This is a genomic window from Streptomyces sp. NH27 (genome assembly GCF_056859195.1).
This window is the reverse complement of record NZ_JACEGK010000090.1, coordinates 1-18321: the sequence shown is the minus strand read 5'-3', so window position 1 is coordinate 18321 and position 18321 is coordinate 1. Positions and strand designations below refer to the sequence as shown.

The 18321-nt window shown below is 68.4% G+C and carries 10 protein-coding genes, 1 tRNA gene and 1 pseudogene; 3 read left to right on the top strand and 9 right to left on the bottom strand.

Going from position 1 to position 18321, the window contains the following annotated elements:
- The 3 genes from AC13HU_RS10420 to AC13HU_RS10410 all read right to left on the bottom strand — a co-directional run.
- Nucleotides 1-4921 (bottom strand): DNA methyltransferase family protein (locus tag AC13HU_RS10420; protein ID WP_483041502.1); only part of this gene is annotated, 4921 nt, incomplete at its 3' end.
- Complete coding sequence (locus tag AC13HU_RS10415) at nt 4918-8094, bottom strand: SNF2-related protein (RefSeq protein ID WP_483041501.1); 3177 nt, start codon at nt 8092-8094, stop codon at nt 4918-4920. The genes AC13HU_RS10420 and AC13HU_RS10415, both read right to left, overlap by 4 nt.
- Nucleotides 8095-8265: 171 nt before the next feature.
- Nucleotides 8266-9405, bottom strand: a complete 1140-nt coding sequence (locus AC13HU_RS10410) for a protein kinase domain-containing protein (RefSeq protein ID WP_483041503.1) — start codon at nt 9403-9405, stop codon at nt 8266-8268.
- A 370-nt stretch (nt 9406-9775) separates the two neighbouring features.
- On the opposite strand from AC13HU_RS10410, the gene AC13HU_RS10405 reads away from it, so the two are divergent.
- Together AC13HU_RS10405 and AC13HU_RS10400 are read left to right on the top strand one after the other, a co-directional pair.
- Nucleotides 9776-11038 carry a competence protein CoiA family protein gene (locus tag AC13HU_RS10405; RefSeq protein WP_483041500.1) on the top strand — a complete coding sequence of 421 codons (1263 nt, stop codon included), beginning with the start codon at nt 9776-9778 and terminating at the stop codon, nt 11036-11038.
- A gap of 118 nt (nt 11039-11156) precedes the next feature.
- On the top strand, nt 11157-13253 hold the full coding sequence (locus AC13HU_RS10400; protein ID WP_483041499.1) for a nuclease-related domain-containing DEAD/DEAH box helicase: 2097 nt from the start codon (nt 11157-11159) through the stop codon (nt 13251-13253).
- A gap of 116 nt (nt 13254-13369) precedes the next feature.
- Here the strand turns inward: AC13HU_RS10400 and AC13HU_RS10395 are convergent, their stop codons facing one another.
- From AC13HU_RS10395 to AC13HU_RS10380, 4 genes are all read right to left on the bottom strand, one after another.
- Nucleotides 13370-13651: a hypothetical protein gene (locus AC13HU_RS10395; protein ID WP_483041498.1), complete on the bottom strand. Its 282-nt coding sequence runs from the start codon at nt 13649-13651 to the stop codon at nt 13370-13372.
- Between the two features lie 60 nt (nt 13652-13711).
- Entirely contained in the window at nt 13712-15268 is a 1557-nt protein-coding gene (locus AC13HU_RS10390; RefSeq protein ID WP_483041497.1) for a vWA domain-containing protein, read from the bottom strand.
- Between the two features lie 325 nt (nt 15269-15593).
- Nucleotides 15594-15661 (bottom strand) — tRNA-Ser (locus AC13HU_RS10385).
- Between the two features lie 187 nt (nt 15662-15848).
- Nucleotides 15849-16655 carry a hypothetical protein gene (locus AC13HU_RS10380; protein ID WP_483041496.1) on the bottom strand — a complete coding sequence of 269 codons (807 nt, stop codon included), beginning with the start codon at nt 16653-16655 and terminating at the stop codon, nt 15849-15851.
- Between the two features lie 358 nt (nt 16656-17013).
- On the opposite strand from AC13HU_RS10380, the gene AC13HU_RS10375 reads away from it, so the two are divergent.
- The gene (locus AC13HU_RS10375) at nt 17014-17340 is read left to right on the top strand and encodes a hypothetical protein (protein ID WP_483041495.1); all 327 of its coding nucleotides are present in this window, start codon (nt 17014-17016) and stop codon (nt 17338-17340) included.
- Nucleotides 17341-17531: 191 nt separating this feature from the next.
- Here the strand turns inward: AC13HU_RS10375 and AC13HU_RS10370 are convergent, their stop codons facing one another.
- Entirely contained in the window at nt 17532-17792 is a 261-nt protein-coding gene (locus AC13HU_RS10370; RefSeq protein WP_483041494.1) for a hypothetical protein, read from the bottom strand.
- A gap of 94 nt (nt 17793-17886) precedes the next feature.
- Nucleotides 17887-18092, bottom strand: a pseudogene (locus AC13HU_RS10365) (nucleotidyltransferase family protein); the annotation flags it as partial.
- Nucleotides 18093-18321: the final 229 nt, after the last annotated feature.

The window sequence follows — 18321 nt, the reverse complement described above, 5'->3', positions numbered from 1 at the left end:
GGGCGGGGGCGAGGGGGTGGTCGGGTTGAGGAGCTGGAAGCCGCTTGGCCTGGGCTACGTCGAGATGCCCGACGCCTGCGGTCCGCAGCAGGTAGTCGACCGGCAATGCGGACAGGTAACCTGCGGCAAGAGAAGTGAGGTGCGGTCCTGCAATTCGCGCGGAACGCACTGCGTGGATGTGAGTTGCTCCAGGCGGGATCAATGCGCCATAGAGTGCGCGCTCGGTGTCAGGCGCCACCATTTCACGCCATGCAACCCGATAGTCCTTGCTGCACGGATAACTCGCCTTGCTAAGCAGGAACTTCTCGACCTGCTCGTCCGCGACCTCGTCCGGCGCCACCTCGCGCGTCGCCGCGATCTGGAGCCGAGCCTGCACCCGCTCCTCTTCCGACGCGAGTAGCGTTTCGTATCTCTCCCAGTCGGGCCACCTATCCTGCTCGCCCAAGAACACGTCACGCGGAGCCACGCACCGATACTCCGACTCCGGCACCGCGTCGTCCGCGAGCGTCCTCGGATCGAGACCGCGTACCTCGCCACCGCCCTGGCTGGGCTGCTTGAACATCGGGTTGGCCACACCGATCTGAGGCCCCTTGAGGATGACGTCGCTCCACGCCTGCGCGTGATAGTCCTCCTGGCCGTCGACGCCGGTGTTGTAGTCGATGAGCCGCCGATTCTTGTTCGGGCCGAACTGCGCCTTCTTGGCGCCGCTTTCGTCGTACCCACGGGTGATATCCGGGCGCAGCGCGCCGAGACGCAGGTTGTACGTCCCCAGCGCGTCGATCGCCGGCTCCTCGGCTGTGCTCACCGGTGTGAGCAAGCGGGTGTGCTCCAAGGGGCCTTCGTCGCCTGCCAGTCGGCGCCACCGTTGGAGGGTGTCGGTGGTGACGCGGACGACGCGCTTCGGGTGGGGGCGCTCGTCCCAGTCACCGTTGTATTTGACACCTGGGTCCGTACCCGCATCCTCAGCAGAGGCGGACAACCGAAGTGTGTCCACGGTGAAAAGCCACGACAGCGACTCGAAGGAGATCTCCCCTTCAGCTCCGTAGATGTGTACGCCGAAGTGGCTGGACCGGCCCACGGGTGGCGGGAAGAAGCGGTTGCCCGCATTGACAAAGTCGCCGTGCACCTGGAGCCGCCGATAGGCCGCTGCCCGCAATGCAGCCTCCTTGTCCCCTGCGAAGTGCGTGTCAGGGTGCACCATTCCGGCGGCCCCGTGGAGCCCCGCGTGGTCCCACACTTCGCACATGAATGCCCGATACAGATCCGGCTGGCTTCCCGAAATCAGGGGGTAGACAGGTACCGCCGAGAGGTAGCTCGCCATCGTCACCGTGTTCGTCGCCTCGCCGAGCAGGAACTCCTGCACTTCCTCGCGTGCGAGCTCGAGGTCCCGCCGCTCGTTCCTCTCCTCCGCCTTCGGCTTTTCCGTGAGCATGAACCACGGCTCGAACTCCGCGAGGACCGGGTTTTCCTTCCACTCCGGCCGCACCCACGGCGGGTTGCCCACCTGGAGGTCGAAGCCGCCCGCTTCTCCCGCGAAGACGCCCGCGAAGTCCAACTCCCAGTGCAGGAAACCCTGTTCGAGGGCGATGTCGCGAACGACCCGCATCCACGGGTACCGCGTCTCGACCGCCTTGCGGGCGTCGTCCATGCCCATCTCGGCCTGGATCAGGTCTTCGAGAGCCGTCAGCTCCTTGAGGGAGTCGACGGTCGTGGCAAGGGTGTTCTCGTGGGTGTTCTCCGGGATCGATCCTGTGCCCACCATCGACTCCAGGAAGGCGATCCAGTCGTTCAGGTCCGCGAGCGGGATGACGTCCCGGCGACGTACCGGGCCGCCGGCCTTCTTGGGCGCCGAGGAGGTTCGCCCCTTCTTCACCTCCCGCATTTCCACGAGCCCGTCGTCGTCCCCGTCCTCGCCCAGTGACATCTGGTCGCCGTCCAAGGCGAATAGCAGCCCGTTCTCGACGAACTTCGGTGCGGGGGTGGGCTCTGGCGCAGGTACCTCGACCTCGACAGCCCGCCCGGCCACCGATGACAGCAGCGCGTCCAGGTCCGTCCCCACATCCGCCGTCACGACCGGAGCCGTGACGTACTCCGCGTCCGTCCCGTCCAGCAGCCCCACCTTCTCCAGCGGCCAGAACCACAGGGCGCACCACGCGTCCATGACCTGCTTGAGCCGCCAGTACGGGGAGCCCTCGGCCTCAAAGAGGTCCTTGAAGACCTGTTGCTTGGTCAGCGGCAGGCTTTGGTCCGGGTTCTGCTTGTCTTGGCGGAGGAAGCGGTATTCCTCGGCGTCCTCGTCACGATCGGCTCCCCACACATCGATGGTGCGGGCGATCTCCCGCTCGCTCAGTTCCATGCGCTTGGCGACGAGTTTCCACAGGAACTCGACGCGTTGAGCCGCGGCCTGCAGCCGGGCGAGCTGGCTACTCTTGCGACCCGTTGTCTTGGGCTTCGCCTTGACGCTGTTCTTCCACGCCTTCAGCTGCTCCACCTGCGGCCCGGCCAGCGACTCGACCAGCTTCTTCGCGTCACCGCTCGCTCCCGCGACCGCACCCCAGCCGGGCGTGGGCAGGAGGAACTGGTGTACAGCCCCGTCCGGCAGCGACTGCTCCGTACCGTCCACCGCCCGGAACGGCAGCTTGGTCGGCGTCCGCGCGCCGATCGTGCGCTCCTTCTTGATGCGGTCGGCTTCGTACACCCAACGCCGCGCGCCGATAAGGGAGTTGCCGCGCCGCAAGTGCAGTCCGAACCACGGGGCACGCATGCCCGGGTGCATGGTGTTGAGCCAGAGCGAGACCTCGGCGAGCTCCACACCTGTCGCGTTCAGGTCGATCCCGTACGCGTTGTGGAGGGCGATGTACGCCTTCACCTTCTGCTTGGCGTCGAGTGCCTTCGACGTGTCCAGACTGATGTGCAACTCGTCCTGCCGGCGCTTGAGGTATTCCTCGGCGACCTGGTTGATCGCCTCGTTGAGGAACGCGCCGGAGCCCAGGGCCGGTTCGCAGATGGTGTAGCAAAGGAGTTCGCTCGCGCGGGTCTGGACCGTGTTGTCGTCGGCGTCCTTCTCCTGGTCGAGGCGGTGCTTGAGGGCCAGCTCGACGGTGACCTTTGTCAGGGACTCCGGCGTGTAGTACGAGGCGGACGTCTCGCGGTCGCGTCCGGCCAGCCGGTAGACGTACTTACCCACCGCGTACTTCTTCGGCCCGCGGAGGCCGTGCTGTTCGGCATCCTGGGCGGAGTAGACGACCCAGGTGTTCTGCGGGTAGTCGCCCAGCCGGTCCGCGGGAATCAGCCACGACCCCTTCTCCGGATCGCCGTACTGCTTGCCGCCCCGCTTCTCGCCCGGCCTTGCGACCTCGGCGAGCTCTTTGTCGGCAATGATGCCGGTGTAGGACATCAAGCCCTCGTAGACGGCGCCAAGCTGGTTGATGCCGAGGTTACGGTAAGAGATGAAGCCGCCCTGTCTGCCCTTCTGGCCAGCCTCCTTCATGGTGAGCAGGCGTAGAACCTGGTGCAATGCCTCGTTGCGCAGCCGCAGCTCCAGCCATCGTGGCGGCTCGTCCCCGTCCTCGTCCCAGCGGGGGTCGAGGACATGGCGGCCGATGAGGGTGATCGCCTTCGGGTCGAACAGTTCGCTGCGCAGGGGTTCGAAGCGCAGGCCACGCAGCTCGCTGCGCTCGCCGGCGGGCTTGTCGTCGTCTGCTTCGGTGCCGTGCGGGCGGTGGCCGTAGTTGACCTTGTTGAAGAGGACATCGAGAGAGGCGTAGAGGTGGAAGCCGCCCCGGCTGTCCTCGTCGACCAGCTTCCGCTCCCGCGCCACCAGCTCACGCAGCCGGGCGATCGAGTAGCCGGCCTCGTACGTGGAGTCGTCGGCGGGCAGGATGCCCAGCTCGGGTCGGGCTTCCGCGTACAGGAGGAAGAGAATACGGTAGAGGTAGCGCAGCGATTCGCGGGTGAGCTGCTTGGCGAACGGGCCCTTCTTGAGGTCCTCGATCTCCCGCGGCTCGACCTTTGCCTCGCGCAGCTGGGCGAGTACCTCGTTCGCGATGATCTCGACGGAGTGCTGGAGTCCCTTGCGCAACTCGGAGTTGACGCCGACGGCGTTGTCACGGGACGCCTTCAACAGGTCGTCGATGCGGCGGCCCTTGCCGTCGGGACGGGGCGCGAGCATGTCGTGGGAGAAGAGAGCGGCGAGGAGGGCGAGTTCGCCGGCCTTCGTCGTGTCGTTGCGGGCGAGGGCGGTGTCCAGGTTGGCGGCGAGATAGCGGCCTTCGGCCCAGGCGTTGCGGTCGGCGAGGATGAGCACGCCGCCGCACAGCAGCACGACGAAGCGGGGCGTGTCGCCGCCGGGCTCGTGCAGTTCGCTCTGGAGGAGCCAGCCCGCCAGCTTCTCGCCGACTTCGAGGAGGCCGTCGGCGGGCTTGAGGGGGTGCAGAAGCCGTCCGGCTTTGTCAGGGTCGAGGGCGTCGTCGAGGCCGGCGGTCCAGCCGCAGTCGAGGGCGATGATGCCGTCTCCGTGCCAGGCGACCTGGAGTTCGTACTCCTTCCCCGCGTTGTGTACGGTGATCGGCTCGGACCGCGCACCGTAGCCGAGGGCTTTGAGGACAGTGGTGTGCCAGGTGGCGACGTGCTCGGCCCACTCGCCCGTGGGGTCGTCGTAGGTGCTGCCCAGTTCTTCCTGCTGGGAGCGGGAGGCCAGGAAGGGGCGCACGGTGGCCAGGTAGTCACCGCGAAGGCGGGGGAGGAGCTCGCGCGGGGTGGGCCGCGGGTCGTGGGGGTCGGTCTCGCGGCCGGTCCACAGGGTGAACAGGCCCTCGTCGCCCGCCTTGCTCTTCTTGAGGGTGTTCTCCAGTTCGTCGCTGAAGTAGTGGGCGGAGAGATACTCGCCGCGGTTGGCGAAGGAGTCGTAGGTGTAACTCATCGTGCGGACTCCTCGGCGTGCGCGGCGGAGACGGTAGCGGGGTGGAGCGGTTCGAGGACGCCGAGGACCCGCAACATCGGGTCGCCGTCGGTCCGCAGCCGGCGTACGAGGTCGCGGCGGCGGGCTGCGGTGTCGTACACCTGCTTGCGTCGACGCTCCTGTTTGCCTACGGCGATCAAGGCGCCCTGCTCCCAGACCTGCACCCGGTCCTCGTACGGGGCCAGGTAGGAGTCGACCTGCTTGTCGTAGTCGGCGCGACGCTCGCGCAGGTGGGTCTCGGCCGCGTCCACGGCCGCGGGGACGAGCGCCTGGAGGAGGTCGGGGTCGACGGGCTGACCCCGGCCGGGCATGTCGGGGCCCACGCCGCAGGCGGCGAGGAATGCCGAGTCCATGCGCCACACGTGAGACGTGGTCTCAGCGAGGCCGGTGACGGCCATCCACTCCACGACCGTCGGCTTTCCCGCTGTGTTGGAGTAGACGCCTTGGAGGAGGTAGACCGGGCCGGTGAGCGCTGCGGGCAGGGTGGCGTCGATCCGCTTGGCCCTGGCGGCGTCGGGCTGGTAGGCGAGGACGAACGCCTCGTCGTAACTGAGCTTGGCGAGGACCTTGTCCGTCACCCAGTCGAGCACGGGGTGGATGTCGGAGACGTAGGAGACATTGGGCCACTGGGACGTGGGCTGGTCGGTCTTGCCCTGCTTGGCGTTGCGGGCGGCGTCCAGGCGGTCGGCGGCGTACTGCTTGTCGAAGGTGATGCGCAGAGTGCCGTCGTACTTGGGTGTCGTGAGGATCTTCTCCTGCTCCAGGTACGACTTCGGCAGCTCCCGGAAGCGGTACTGCAGGTCATCGGGCGGAGTGAACTCGATACGGCCGTGGGCCGTCTCGGGGCGCCAGTCGAGTGCCGCGCGCTCGGCCTGCGGGTAGATGAGGTCTACCGCGGCGTGGAAGTACGCCTTGGTGTCGGCGAACACGTGGGGTACGTCCGCCTCGGGTACCGGGGCCGCGCCGAGGGTGGCGGGAGCGGCCGTCGGATCGGTGAGCCGGGCATTGGCGCCGGCGAGGAGCCCGGCGAGGACCCCGCCGGACTCCTGCTGGGACTGCTTGATGGAGCCTTCGACGGTGCCGCCCCTGATGAGGTCGCGAGTGAGGCGGTCCTCTTCCTTCTTGTCGTTGTAGAGGCCGGTGACGGCCTCGGCGCTGCCCTCGCCCGTCTCGATCTCGTGTGCCTGCGCCTCGCGGCGAAGCAGGCGGGTGCCGACAAGTCGGTCGTCGAGCGTGAGCATCTCGCCACTGTCCTCGTCGCGCCGCCAGAGCACGTCGGCAGTGAGGGTGAGCGCACGGAACTCGGGGCTGACCGCCTGCCCGTAGCGGTCGATGCGTCCGTTGCGCTGTTCGATCCGGATGAGGGACCAGGGCAGGTCGTAGTGGATGAGGTCGTGGCACTGGTGGTGGAGGTTGACGCCCTCGGAGGCGATGTCACCGGTGAAGAGCATCCGCACCGGCTCCTCGAGCCGACCGAACCGGTCGATGATCTCCTGCTGTTGCTGGTCGTTGGTGGTGTCGCCGTGCATGACCTCGACGGCACCTTCGTACACCCTCCACGGGCGCGCCTTGTCGGTCTTGGCCTGGTTCTTCTTGAAGCCGAGCCGGGCCGGGACCTCCTGGGCCAGCCAGTCCAAGGTATTGACCCGCTCGGAGAAGATCACGACGCGGCGCTCGGAATGGGGGCCGACATGAAGGATGTCCTTCAGCATGCGGACCAGCGCGTCGAGTTTCGCCGAGTCCTGGTCGGTGAGGTCCGCGACCAGTGACTCCAGTTCTGCCAGCGCCTTGCTTTCGGTCGCAAGAGCAGCGCGGCGTTCGGGGGTGTCCGCCGCGGTCTTGGATTTTCCCTTCTCCTGACCGCTCTTCGGGTTGTCCAGGTAGCTACGGCGGTTGGCGAGGGATTTCCGCAGGGCGACGTGGGAGGAGAGAAACGCCTTCAGGAAGTTGTAGCCGACCAGCGGATCGGCGCAGACCGACGAACGGTCGGGGTCCCCCGGGGTCCACTCGCTCGCCAGCTTCTCCAGGACGGCGACCTCCTTCGGCGTGGCCGGAGCCGGCACCGGCAGTGAGTCTCCGCGTTCGGCCCAGGGTTTGCCCTTGAGGCCGTTGCGTACCTCGCGGTCGGTCTTGGTGCGCCTGATGTAGAGGTGGTCGAGGTCGGCGACCTTGTAGTTCTTGGGGTCGGCGATCGCTGCCGGATCGAGCATCCGGATCAGCTCGGCGAAGGATTCGACATCGCCGTTGTGCGGGGTGGCGGAGGCCAGGATCAGCGCATCGGTCTGCTCGGCGAGGCGGCGGGCGAGACGGTTGTTGCGGGTGCCCTTGTTCACGAGGTTGTGCGACTCGTCGATGACCACCGCGTCCCAGGTGATGTTCTCCAGGTGGTGTGCGTACGTCGCGGACTTGAGAGTGTCGACGGAGACGATCGCCCGCTTGAAGTGGGCGAAGGGGTTCCTGCCCGCTGGGATCTCCTGCTGGATGCGCTGGATGCCGGTGGAGTCCAGGCGCACCAGCGGAAGGGCGAAACGGGTCCACAGCTCGCGCTGGAACTGCTCCAGTACATGGGCGGGTGTGACCACGAGGATGCGCTCGCCGCGCCCCCGTCGGATCAACTCCGAGAGCGTGACGCCGATTTCCAGCGTCTTGCCCAGACCGACCACGTCGGCGATCAGCAGCCGGGGCTGCGGGTTGCGCATGGACAGCGCCAGCTCGGCGGGGCGCAACTGGTGCTCCTGCCGGTCCATGAGGAAGGAATCGGCGAGCGCGATGCCGTGCTCGGTCTGCGGCAGTGCTGTCTTGCGGATGACCGCCTCCAGATAGAGGCGGGCCTTGGCGTGCTTGGAGGTGTCGTCGGGCACGAGCCTGGTCTTGCGGGGATCGAGTACCTTGATCTGGTCGAGCCCGGAGTAGAACACCGCGTCAGTGCCACGGACGAACGAGGAAACCCCGCTGACTTCGACCATGAGTCCGTCGCGGGACTCCGCGACGGACTTCACGAGCCACTGCTCGTGGCGGATACGCACCTGGGCGCCGGGGGCGAAGACCGGCCTGGCACCGGCCGGGAACGCCGACTGCTCCACATCGGCGTCGCGCGCCTCATCAGGAACATCGGGCTGCATCGCCGTGGTCACGTGGTGCTCCTCTGCGGACTGCGTGCTCGTGATGTGCGGTGTGTACGTTCGGAATCTGAGACGGGCTCCTGATGAGACAGATCCCGACGAATACGGGTCGGTGACCCTCGCCCCTTTGTACCGCGCCGGACCGGCTTCGCCGATTGGCCGGTTGAAGGACCGAAGAGCGGTTCAGCGCTTGGGCCAGGCAAGCGCCGGCCCCACCGCGTAGCGCTTGCGCAACTCGTCGGCGATACGACGGGAAGCGGGAGGACGGCCCCTTTGCGGTACGGGTTCAACTGAGCTTCCACTGCGGGGCTCGGGTACCTGCGCGGACACGAGCACTGGCGGGTGCGGGCTTGCGACATAGCTCTCGGCCGGAGTGCCCGGACCGGATGCACCGCCCGGCGACGGGACCGGAATGTTCTCCACCGGGGACGCGGACTCTTCGCGCAGCAACCTCTCGAGTGAATCGAGCCGCTCCAACATCGGCGTATCGGGCTGCGGCTGCACCATCGTGGGATGGTCCTTCGCCGTCGTCCGCTGGATTAGAGCGCGCCGTGCACGAGCCGGGCTCGTACCCAGCAGACGCATGAGATCGGCGCATTGCCGGGTCACCTCCTCCAAGGAGGGGCGGTCGTCCACCTTGTGCGCCAGCATGGCCGACACGACGGGGGCAAGTTCATCGGGCAGCCCGGTCAGATCGGGGCCGATCTCGGAGTTGACCACCTGGGCGGCGACCGCCTCCCACCGGACGCCGTCGTACGGGTAGTGCCCGGTCGCCGCGTACAGAAGCACGGTGCCCAGGCCGTACACGTCAGCGGCGTGCGTCACGTCCAGCACACCCAGGGCCTGCTCGGGTGGCATGCATCGAACCGTGCCGATGACCGTGCCGGCCTGCGTGAGCGACCCCTTGGACGTCCCCACGAAGGCGCCGAGTCCGAAGTCGATGATCACCGGGCCGAAGTCTCCGAGAATGACGTTCTGCGCCTTCAGGTCACGGTGTACCAGGCCCGCGGCGTGCACGGCGGCAAGCCCCTCGGCCAGCAGCGCGCCAAGGCTCGCCACGAGTGGCGTGGACAGCGGGCCTTGGTCCTTCACGACATCGGAGAGTGGGCGGCCGGGGACATAGTCCATGGCCAGCCAGGGCTGCTCGGCGAAGGGGTCCGCGTCGATGAAACGGGCCACCCGGCCGGTGCCCGAGATCGTACGGGCGATCGCCGCCTCGCGTTCGAACCGGGCGCGCGTGTGCGGATCCGTGCGGTCGGGCCGGATCACCTTCACCGCGACGGGTTCGCCTGCGACCGAGTAGGCGAGATACACCTCCCCCATCCCGCCCGCGCCGAGTCGACGCTCGACGAGGTAGGGGCCGATACGGGACGGCAGGGTGCTACTGATCACTTCCGTACCTCCGCCTTATCCGCTCCGGCGGCAGCGCGACCCCGATAGGTGCATAGATCCACGCAGCCACAGGTGTACGGCGCGGATGGCATGGATGGTGGCGTATCACTGCTACAGGGTACTGATCGGTCCGGTGCGGGAGGAGGCGAACGCATTACTCGACCGCGTCAGCCGACGTGGCATTGACGCAATCGCTCGGATGCCGAACGGACCGCTGCCCCACCAGTTGCAGATGTTTCCACGCAGCCGGCCGACGTGCTTGGCCGGGCACGTTGTCAGTGGTCGCTCTTAGCATTGAGGTATGGCTAACGGCGTGTGGCACACCCGGTATGGCATAGAGATCAACTTATCGCTGCCCGACCTCGGTTGCCCGGGTCGGCCCGACCTGCTCCGTGAGATCACCGCGAGCATCACCGAGCGCGACCCGCGACTGCTCGAATGCCTCGCACACCACCGTGGGGAGCGATGCCTTTCGGAATCGGGCGGCAAGTCGCCCTGGATGTTCATCCGCCGCGGTCGGGTCGGCGGCAGTCGGCCTCTGGTTGCCTCCCATCTACCAGTAACCCACAAAGCGACCCCGGCGGAGAGCGCGCAGCACAAGGCCACGAAAGAGCGGGTCGTCGACACCGCCACCAGGTACGGCCTGGAGGCCGAGGCCGAGGTGGCCACGGCAAACCGGCGGAGCGTCTCGGATGCCGTCGTCACGGGGCCCGACGGTCTGCGGATCGGGTGGGAGATCCAGTACCACCACCTCAGCCCGAGCAGCGTGCACAGGCGGTCGGTCAACGCCGTGGACCACGGCATCACGCCGCTGTGGGTGGCCAAGGACCGCACCGCGGCCCTGATCGACCGGGCGCCGTGGGTCCGCGTCGACGACATGCCCTGGAGGGACATTGCCGACGGCAAGGAGATGCTGATCCGCGGTGGATACCGGCACCTCGAAGTCTGGAGATGCGTGCCCAGCAGTGAACGCCACTGCCTCATCAGTGAGGGGGCCGGACACTGCGGGGGCATCCACGCGGACTGGTTCATGCCGGTGCTGTGCCTGCCGGAGAGGAAGCCGGTGCACATGGAGGACTTGGTTCTGCAGAGCGCCATGGGCGAGAGCGTTCCGGTCTACGTGCCGAACCGCGGCGGCGGCCGGGCGGGCCGTCACATGTGGGTGTCGGCCGACGACCGTGGCCGCTGGGAGGAGTTGGTCGGGGAGAAGGCATCCCGGCCCGAGGCCGCAGCCCAGGAGGACGACGACCGGATCACTTTCGCCGAGCAGGAGATCGACTGCACTTGCAGGGCCGGGGAAGAGGGGTGGTTCGCTGGCGATGCCCGACCGGTCCGCGATCTCGGTCAGCCGACCGGCGGTTTCACCCTTCCCCGTATGCCCGTCCAGCGGCCCCGGGATCCACTGCGCATCACCGACGTCGAGCGGGCCGCCGCGTCCGCGGCCCTGGGGTGCCCGCCGTGGGAACTCGGGCCGTGCTCCGGGTGCGGCCAACTCATGCACAGGTACGGAAGGTTCGCCGCCATGTACTGCCGCGCCTGTCGCAGCCTCCTCAACGGCCGGTAGCCGGACGTCACGCAGGCCCCGACCATCCGCCGAGCCGTGAGCTCGGCGGATGGCGCGACCTGCCGTGACTACTGCGTAGCGTTCTATGATCGTTGCTCCGCGTGAGAGGGGTGGGGCCGTGGGGACAGGCGGATCGGCGGGACGACGGGCTCAAGAGGCGCGGCGCCAGGAGCGGTTACTCAACGAGCAGTGGCAGGCCGCGCAGAGCGAAGCCCGGCGGTGGAGCCAGGCGAGCGAGCGGGAGCGACAGGTCGCCGCGCAGCTCCTCATCCTGACCTGCCGGGGCTGGCGGCTGCTGGTGGACCGCGGATGGTCGAGCAGGCAAGCGGCGAACGCGGACATGCTGCTGATCGGTCCCGCCGGAGTCTTCGTGATCGACGTCAAGGACTGGCACGCCGATCCTGTTGTTGTCGACGGAGGGCTCCGCTCCGGCGGAGAGGCACGTGACGACGACGTTCACAGGCTTCTGCGGGTGACGCGCGCGGTGGAGGAGACGGTGGCGGGATTCGGGATGTCTCCGGTAGCCGTGCAACCGTTGATGGTCTTCGCCGGGAAGCAGGTCGACGCGGCGTCGTTGGGAAGGATCCACCTTCTCGGCGAGCGCGAGGTCGGTCCATGGCTTCTGGCCGACAGCCGTCGTCTGCTCCCGCCCATGGTGCGCGCCGCCGCCGAACATCTGGAGCGCACTTTCCCGGAGTACGAAAGCCTCTCGGTGGCGGAGGCCGCACGGTCGGCAGGCACGGGGATACCTGACGCCGAACCGCCTGGGCTCTTCAACATCGACGCGATGCGGGACGCTGCCCTCGACGAGGCGATGCGCGCGCCCATCGAGCGCTGGATGACGTTCCTCCATCCCGACCAACTGTCCCTGGTCCGCCGCAATTGGGCGGGACCCGCCCGGATCAGCGGCCCGGCCGGCACGGGCAAGACCGTGGTCGCCCTGCACCGCACGGCCCACCTCGCCCAGCGTACGACGGGGCGCGTCCTGTATGTGACGTTCGCCAGCAACCTGCCGCGCGTCCAGCAGACGTTCCTCACCTCCGTGGCCCCCCACGTCGCCACGCGGGTCGACTTCCACAGCCTGCACGCCTGGGCCTTCGAATTCCTGCGGGCCCGACGCGTGCAGGTGAATGTGAACGGGAAGAAGGCCGAGACCGCCTTCAGCCTGGCATGGAAACGCGTCGGTCGGGAGAGCGTCCTGATCGGACTCGATCCTCAACCGCAGTACTGGCATGACGAGATCGCGTACGTCATCAAAGGGCGCGGCATAAGTTCCTTCGCCGAATACGTCGTTGTGCCGCGACGAGGCCGCCGTACGCTCCTGCGACGCCACCATAAGGAGGCTGTCTGGGCGCTCTACCAGGCGTACGAGTTGCTTCGTGCGGAGCGACAGGTGCACGACTTCAACGACCTGCTCTCCCTTGCGCTGGCCGAAGTCCAGGACAGTGACGCCGCACCGCCGTACGCCGCCGTGATCGCCGACGAGGTGCAGGACCTCACACTCGTCGGAGCCAGACTCCTGCACGCCCTGGTCGGAGACGCGCCGAACGGCCTGCTGCTCGTGGGCGACGGTCAACAGGCCGTCTATCCGGGTGGCTTCCGCCTGTCCGACGCGGGCATCGAGGTCCGCGGGGATCGTGGCCAGGTGCTGCGTACCAACTACCGCAACGCCAAGGAGATCCTCGACACCGCCCTGGAGGGTGTCGCGGCGGACTCCTTCGAAGACATCGACGGGGTACGCCTGCCGGGGAGGCGTGACGTTGAACTCGTCCACCACGAAGGTGTGGTGGAGCGGGTCGAGCGGTCGACCGCCGAGGACCATGACAAGGCGCTGGTCGAAGCACTGAACAGCCTCGACGACGAGCAACAGGCGGACTCGGCGGTGCTGTGTCCGTCCACGTGGGCAATCGAGCGCTACCGGCGGTTGCTCACCCAGTCCGGCATTCCGGTCTTCGTGCTGGAGCGCTACGACGGTCACCCTGTGCCCGGCGTGAAACTCGGCAGCTACCACCGCTCCAAGGGCCTGGAGTTCAAACGTGTCTACCTCCCGCGATGGGACACGGCGGTTCCCGAGGACGAGGGCGAAGGTTCGGATGCTGCCCGGGAGCGTCAGGAACTGGCCCGGCGCCGGCTCTTCGTCGCGATGACGAGGGCCCGCGATTTCCTCTGGCTGGGTAGCGTTTCGGAAGCCGGGAGCGCTCGAAACCCGGACTGACGCCGACGTCCGCGGCGGCGAGGTCGGAGGCGGCGCGCGGCCACGCGGCGGCGATGGCGAAGGGCGCCCCGGAGGATTCCGGGACGCCCTTCGTGGCGGTCGTCAGAAAAGACTGCTCAGCGTACGTCCACGTGGTCGTGATAGCTCTCGGCGTCCACGTAGGAACCGGACGCGAGGTAGACCGCGACCCAGGTGCCGTCCTTCTTCGCGGTGAAGTGGGCGGTGAAGTGGCCGTGCGAGTTGGTCTTGACGGAGCCCAACTCCGTCCAGGACTTCTTGCCCTTGGCCTGGAAGAGGATGTAGACGCGCTGCTTGCCGAACGCCACCCACTTCGTGCCGTTCAGCCGCTGCAAGGTGCCGGTGGTGGTGACGGTGTGGCCCTTGCGCTCCCGCGTCACGGCCGTCGCATCCGCGTGACGCCGAGCCCCGACCGCTCGCGCGGCCGAGGCCCGACTCCGTTACTCCCAGGGCCACTTGGCGTCGCGGTGGGCCTCCAGCAGCGGGACCATCCGGAACGCCTGGTCGGTCAGACCGCCGAAGGTGTGCCGGTCGGCGGTCCCGGCCGGCGCGTGGCCGCGGTCGTACCCGGCGAGGTTCCAGGTGTAGACGGGGACCTCGGCCGGCACCTGAGCGGTCGGATCGCCGTAGTGGCTGTACGCCGCCTGCTCGTCGGTGACGATCAGCACCCGGTCATGGCCGCGGTAGTGCTCCCGAACCGCCCGCGTCGTGTCCGTGCCACCAAGCTCGTGGAAGCGCTCCAGGACCCGCAGCAGCGACTCGCCACGCCGCAGGGTGACCGGCTGGCTGGACGTGCCGAACTCGACCAGGTCGGCGTTCTGCGCGCGCAGCGCCACCGCCGTGCCGAACAGCGCAGCGGAGTCGGCGCGGTTCAGCTTGGTGCGCTCGCTGATCCCACCGAACATCGAGCCGGACCGGTCGACCAGGACCAGCGTCCGGCCCGGCAGCGCCGGAACGTTCGCCAGGGAGTGCCCGAGGGCCTGGTCCAGGGCGTGGCCCCACCGCAGGGACGGCGCGTGCTGGTACGCCGCCAGGTACCGGAACGGGAACTGGCGGCCACGGGCGACCTGCTCCCGATCGACCAGGCGAGCCGCCACCGTCGCGGCCACCGTGTCGGACACGCCGGCCTCGTCGAAGTTCCGCAGGTTCCGCAGCAGCGCCATGTGACCCATCGACGGGATCACCGCGGTCCACGCCGCAGCGTCCATCGGCCCGAGCGAGGAGAGCTGCTCCCACGTCATCCCGGCCGCGCCGAGCCGCGCCGGGTTCGCGAGGAACCACGCGCGCCGCTCCACGGTCGGCATCGCCGTCGCCGCCCGGTACGCGGTGAGCACCGGCAGCCGGTCCGTGACCCGTACGGTGGCGCGCTTCCACCGCCGGTCGGCGAGGTAGTCGAACAGGTCCGCCTGCCACGCCCCGGCCGGGCGCGGCTTTGCGAGTGCCACCACGTCGGCCATCCGCCACACCGCGGCGACGCCGTCGTACTTCAGCGCGGCGCGCTCGGTGTACAGACGGGCGACGGCATCCGCCATGCCGCGCTGCACACCGCCGGGCAGGGTGACCTTGCCGGTACGGGCCTTCCAGTACGCGAGGAACTCGGCGGGCTCGTCGGCGCGCAGCAGCGCGGAGCCGACCAACGTCCGTACGGACACGGTCGGTTCGACGTCGGTGCCGGCACGGCGCGCCAGCGCGGACTCCGCTGCCATCACGACGGCGGCCGACCGCATGTTCAACTCGCCGCGCAGGTACGGCACAAAGCGCGCCACCCAATCCGGGTCGGCCTTGGTCGCCGCGTGCACGAGCCGGCGGAAGCGGTCGTCGCGGTCGCCGGCCCGCTCGTAGAAGGTGTCCTCACCGACCATGTTGGCGACGGCCAGGAGGAACAGGTCGCTCTTCACGTCGCGGGTGTAGCCGGCGCCGCCCTCGTAGGTGCGGGTGCGGCCGGTCGTGGTCACCGGGCTCGTAGCCGCGGTGCGGGTGCGAGCGAATTTCGACATCGTCGGTCTCCAGGGAGTTTTCAGGATTCCGGACCGACGAACAACTGCCGGCGCCGCGAGTACCCGTCACGAGAGCGGAACCAGGCGCTCTGGCTACCGAGTTGCGGAAGCCGTTTCGGACCGCCGGCAACAGAATTCGAACCCGCGGCCACCCCATTGACGATGGAAGTAAGCCCCCCCGCTGCGCTTTGCGACGCCGTGCAGTTGTCGGCCCGGCCGCGAGGCGACCGGAACGGGAACGCCAACTGGACACGGGAGACGGGCGAGTGCCAGACGCGCGAGCTACGTAGCGCTCTGCCAGGCTGAGCTACCCCCGACCATCGGCCGGCGGACAGGATTTGAACCTGCGACCTCTCACTCTCAAGGTGAAGTAGGCCCGCACTGCGCTTCGCCCGTCACCCGTATCCAGTTGTCGACCCCGAAAGGTGCTGCGAGTACAAAGTCGGCTGAGGATTGTTTCCTTGAGAGAGAAGTAACCCCGGCCCTGCGCTTCGCGGCACTCGTACTCTACGGCCGTTCCCCGGACACAGCAGCCGAATTATGAGGTGCGCACCCGCCTGGCTGCCGATCAAGCACCGGCTCACCCGACACTGGCCTCCGACGCGGCGCCAGGACGCTCACGGAACTGACGCAGGCGTTCCTCCTCAGAGCCTCTCTGACGCGGCTCGCCTGCCGGGGGCAGCTTGCGGGTCAGGCGGTCACGCAGCAACGCCGAGGCGCTGTGGACGCGTTCGGGCAGGCCGCTGAGCAGGGCGTGGGACAGGTCGCGTGGGCCTTGGCCGTGTTCCAGCCAGCGGGCCACGAGCGGTGCGAGGGCGAGGGCTTCCGCCGCACCGACGCGCAGGCGGGGTTCTGTTGCGGTCACGCGGTGCAGGAGGGCTGCGGCCTGGCCCGTTGCCGTGTCCGGTGGTACGGCGAGGGCGGTTGCCGTGATCGGGTTCTCCCGCCGCCCACCCGACTTCGCGCCCGCGATGGCGACGATCGTCGTCCGCTGCCGGGGGAGGGAGGGTTCTTTCCCGCGGTCCTTTACGGGGTGGGCGTCACGGGCGCCGGCTGTCCGCGGACCGGAGCCCGGACGTACGGCACCCGGCGCCACCTGCGGGATGTCGTACACGTGGGTCTCGCTGACGAAGGTGCCGTCCGGGCGGCGTACCCGCTCGACGCGGTAGTAGCCGAAGGCAGTCAGTTCGCGCAGGGCCTTCGCCACGGAGAGGCGGCCCTGCGGGCTGGTGTCGGCCATGTGCCGCCCGTCCTCGCGCCAGCCGCCGGGACGGGAGAGGAGGTCGGCGAGCAGGCCGCGGGCGGTGTAGGAAAGGCGTCGGTCCTGCAACACCGCGTTGGGCAGGACCGTGAAACCGCGCGCGTGGCGGCTACGATGAATCTGCATCGGGAGTCGTTCCTCCTGTGCCAGACCCCGGAGCGTTCCAGCGCTGCCGGGGTCACCCTATTAAGTTCGTTCGTGACAGAACGTACCACCTGATTCGCCCAAGATCGACTGCTCCTGGGCGCCTTGGTGTCTGCTGGAACGTTCCTCCCGCGAGTGAGCGCGACGTCGCAAGCGTGAAGCGTCTGCACGGCGTCCTCCCTCGGTCAGCGGTCCGGGCTCGACCCGGCGGTGGGAGCGGACGGCACACCTGCTTTCCGGATCGGCCTCTGGGCATGGGTGAACCCGGTTCGCGCGGAGCATGGAGGAGTGGCGGCCTTTTGGCGTCGCGGTCGGCGAGCGCCCCGGCTACCCTCCGGGCGTGGACTCCGACCGACCGCTCCTCCGCCTCGTCTTCCCTGACCTCGTTGCCGAGCTGACCGCTCTGCTGGAAGCCGAGGGCGAGCGCGAACTCGCCATCTGCGCCTGGGACCTCCGGTTCTTCGGCGAGTGCGGATGCCGGGACGACTTCTGCCAGAGCATCCGCACCGCTGATCACCCGCAAGGGCAGCCATACGGTGACGGCCACCGCTGCGTGCCCCTCCTGCCGTCCTGCGGCATGCTGAACCTGGACGTCGTGCGCGGGCAGATCATGTACGTCGAAATCCTCGACCGGCCGCCGCTGGTTCGCCGGCCGGCAGAACGGTGACACCACGTAAGAGCGATCCCTCACAGCGACTTGGATCCGGCGAAGCGTGAACGATTCCCCGCGCCACGCTGTCCTGGAGTTCCGGCGTTGTCGAAGGCCAGGTGGACCGCGTGCAGCCGAACAGAAGAGCCCTGTGCGGGCGAGCCGGCTTTGACCTCCTACGGGCGCGGGTGCTCACTCGGCGGTGACATTCACGGACGTCGCACCGGTCGTCGGCGCTTGGTCTTCGCCGTCATTCGGCCGCGCAAGCGCGACTGGTAGAACGCCGACCTTGCCTCGTCAAGGTCCACGATCTCGAAGATGTCCGCGGCCATCCCGGCTTCATCGGCGCCGCCCGTCAGCCCGACCCGGCCCACGACCCACAGACCCTCACGGCACCTGGCCCGGCATTCGTCGCCCAGGTGCGTACGCCCGAGTGCGGCCTCCGTGGCGTAGGACTCACCACTTATCATGCGCAACAAGGTGATCAGGAAATGGACCCGCGCCAGGGGCGACAGCTCCCCGGCCAGCGCAGTGAGGATCACACTGGTGGCCGGCACCGATACCTTCGGTGTGCACGAACAGTTCCACCGGCCAACCGTGGCGCAGGAAGCTCGACCGTACGGCGCGGGGGCGCCGTGCAGGAACGCCACGATGTCGAGGTCGGACTTCTCGGTCCGGCGCTCCGTCACGACGCCGCCGCCCAAGAACTCGGCTCTTGCGTCGGCATGATGTTCTTCCACAACGGCTCGTGCCGCCTCGATCGCGTCCATATGGCAAGCATCCGGACCTGCGGTTCCAGGCGCCGAGAATTTACGGCCGGTACCGGTTTCGCGCCGTTGCCTTGGGTGACGCGTGCGTCGGCATCAGCGACGACCGGCTCCCCGAACCCCACGCGAACGGGTAGCCGTCGCCATCCGCGGCCGGCCGGCGGCGAAGGGTGTCGGGCTTGGTGCGGCCTTGGTCTAATGCTGCAACGGGGGCGGCGGGTGCGGGAGGGGG

Excerpts from the sequence above, each read along its gene's own strand:
- AC13HU_RS10410 (WP_483041503.1), bottom strand. The coding sequence starts at position 9,405 with ATGGGGGAGGTGTATCTCGCCTACTCGGTCGCAGGCGAACCCGTCGCG.
- AC13HU_RS10405 (WP_483041500.1), top strand. The coding sequence starts at position 9,776 with ATGGCTAACGGCGTGTGGCACACCCGGTATGGCATAGAGATCAACTTA.
- AC13HU_RS10390 (WP_483041497.1), bottom strand. The coding sequence starts at position 15,268 with ATGTCGAAATTCGCTCGCACCCGCACCGCGGCTACGAGCCCGGTGACC.
- AC13HU_RS10380 (WP_483041496.1), bottom strand. The coding sequence starts at position 16,655 with ATGCAGATTCATCGTAGCCGCCACGCGCGCGGTTTCACGGTCCTGCCC.
- AC13HU_RS10370 (WP_483041494.1), bottom strand. The coding sequence starts at position 17,792 with ATGATAAGTGGTGAGTCCTACGCCACGGAGGCCGCACTCGGGCGTACG.